This window comes from Pseudarthrobacter sp. NKDBFgelt, assembly GCF_046097905.1.
Taxonomy (GTDB): Bacteria; Actinomycetota; Actinomycetes; order Actinomycetales; family Micrococcaceae; genus Arthrobacter; species Arthrobacter polychromogenes.
Genome location: NZ_JBJURL010000164.1, coordinates 1 through 1,862, shown reverse-complemented (window position 1 = coordinate 1,862; position 1,862 = coordinate 1). Strand labels below are relative to the sequence as shown.

Below are 1,862 nucleotides of genomic sequence, written 5' to 3'. Positions count from 1 at the left end.
GGCGGGGCTTCTGATGGTTTGCTGAAGGCATGGATGCACACGACCAGTCCCAGCCTGCAGGCACGGACGCTGCGAGCCCCGAACTGCGCCGCCACATGGAGACCGAACCGCATGGAACGGACATTGCCCAACGGCTGAACTGGCTCCGGGCGGGTGTCCTGGGCGCAAACGACGGCATCGTCTCCGTCGCGGCGATCGTGGTGGGCGTGGCAGGAGCTACCTCCGAAACGGGTCCCATCCTCGCCGCCGGCGCTGCCGGGCTGGTGGGCGGAGCGGTGTCCATGGCACTTGGCGAGTACGTCTCCGTGAGCAGCCAAAGCGACAGCCAGCGTGCCCTGATCGAGAAGGAACGACGGGAGCTGGCCGAGGAACCGGAAGAGGAACTCGCCGAACTCACCGCCATCTACCAGGCCAAGGGCCTTAGCCCGGAAACGGCCGGTAAGGTCGCCGAAGAGCTCACAGCCCACGACGCCCTGGCAGCGCACCTCTCCGCCGAACTCAACATCGACGAGACGGACATCGTGAGCCCCTGGCACGCAGCCTTCGCCTCGGCCGTGGCTTTTGTCATCGGCGCCATACTGCCGATGCTGGCGATCCTTCTCCCCCCGCCCGGGATCCGGGTTCCCCTGACCTTCGCCGCTGTCCTGGTGGCACTGGCGCTGACAGGCACGCTGGGCGCCTGGATTGGCGGCGGGTCGAAAACCCGGGCAGCAGTCCGGGTGGTGGTGGGCGGTGCCCTGGCACTCGCTGCCACCTTCAGCATAGGCACCATGCTCGGCGCCACGGGCGTGGTGTAGTGAATCCTGCCGGCCGCTGATACGTGCAGGCGAAACGGCAGGGCCCCGATGCACCTAGGCTGGGACTGATGAGCCAGCCAACGGCAGTACCCATCCCGCCGGACCTTTCCGGGCGCTACTCCCGCACCGCCACCGGACGGGAGTGGCTCGCTTCCCTGCCCGGCGTCACTGCGGGCCTGCTGGAGCGGTGGCGGCTCGTGCCGGATCTCGCCCCTGGCTCACTGCCGTGGAACGGGCACGGCGCGGTAGTGGTACCGGTCCTCCGGGAGGACGGCCGGCCAGCAGCCCTCAAGATCGCCTTCCCGCACGAGGAAGCTCGCGTTGAGCGGCATGCGCTGGCGTTATGGGGCGGGCACGGCGCCGTCACCCTCCTGGCGGCCGACGCCGGCACGTGTTCCATGCTCCTCGAAAGGCTCGACGCCGGGCGCTCCCTGGGTACCGTCCCCCTGGCTGACGCCGCGGCCGTGTGGGGCGGACTTGTCCGGCAGTTGAGCCTTGTTCCCGACGACCGGCCGCAGTGGCGGGAATTCGAGCACATCGCCGCCCGTGCCGAACAGTGGAGCGACGACCTCCCCGCGGAGTGGGAACAGCTCGGCCGCCCCTTTCCACGGTGGCTGCTGGAGGCGGCGCTCGAGGTGTGCCAGACGCGGGGCGCGGTGGGGCGCCGCTCGGGGCGGGACGTCCTGGTCCACACGGACCTGCACTTCCTCAACATCCTGGCCAGGCCGGATGCCGTGATACCAGCTGAAAGGCCGGCTGAAGCCTTCGCCGCCATCGATCCGCAGCCCATGATCGGCGAAACGGAATTCGGCGTGGCGCCGCTGTTGTGGAACCGGCTGCAGGAGCTGCCGCTGAACCAGCCTGAATCCGGCCTGCGGCAGCGCTGCGCAGACTTCAGCGCCGCTGCCGGGCTTGACCCCGACGCCGCGCGGGAGTGGGGCATGGCCAGGGAGGTGGCAAACGCGCTCGACTATGCCGGGAAGGCGGGCCACCGCGGCGCTGAAGTCTGCGCAGCGCTGCCGCAGGCCGGATTCAGGCTGGTTCAGCGGCAGCTCCTGCAGCCGG

The 1,862-nt window shown here is 69.7% G+C and carries 2 protein-coding genes; both read left to right on the top strand.

What is annotated here, in order from left to right; all coding sequences use genetic code 11:
• Positions 1–95: 95 nt before the first annotated feature.
• Complete coding sequence (locus ACKAE7_RS20880) at positions 96–797, top strand: VIT1/CCC1 transporter family protein (protein ID WP_174178911.1); 702 nt, start codon at positions 96–98, stop codon at positions 795–797.
• Positions 798–865: 68 nt separating this feature from the next.
• The coding region (locus ACKAE7_RS20875) for an aminoglycoside phosphotransferase family protein (RefSeq protein WP_408980206.1) at positions 866–1,862 on the top strand (997 nt) is incomplete at its 3' end.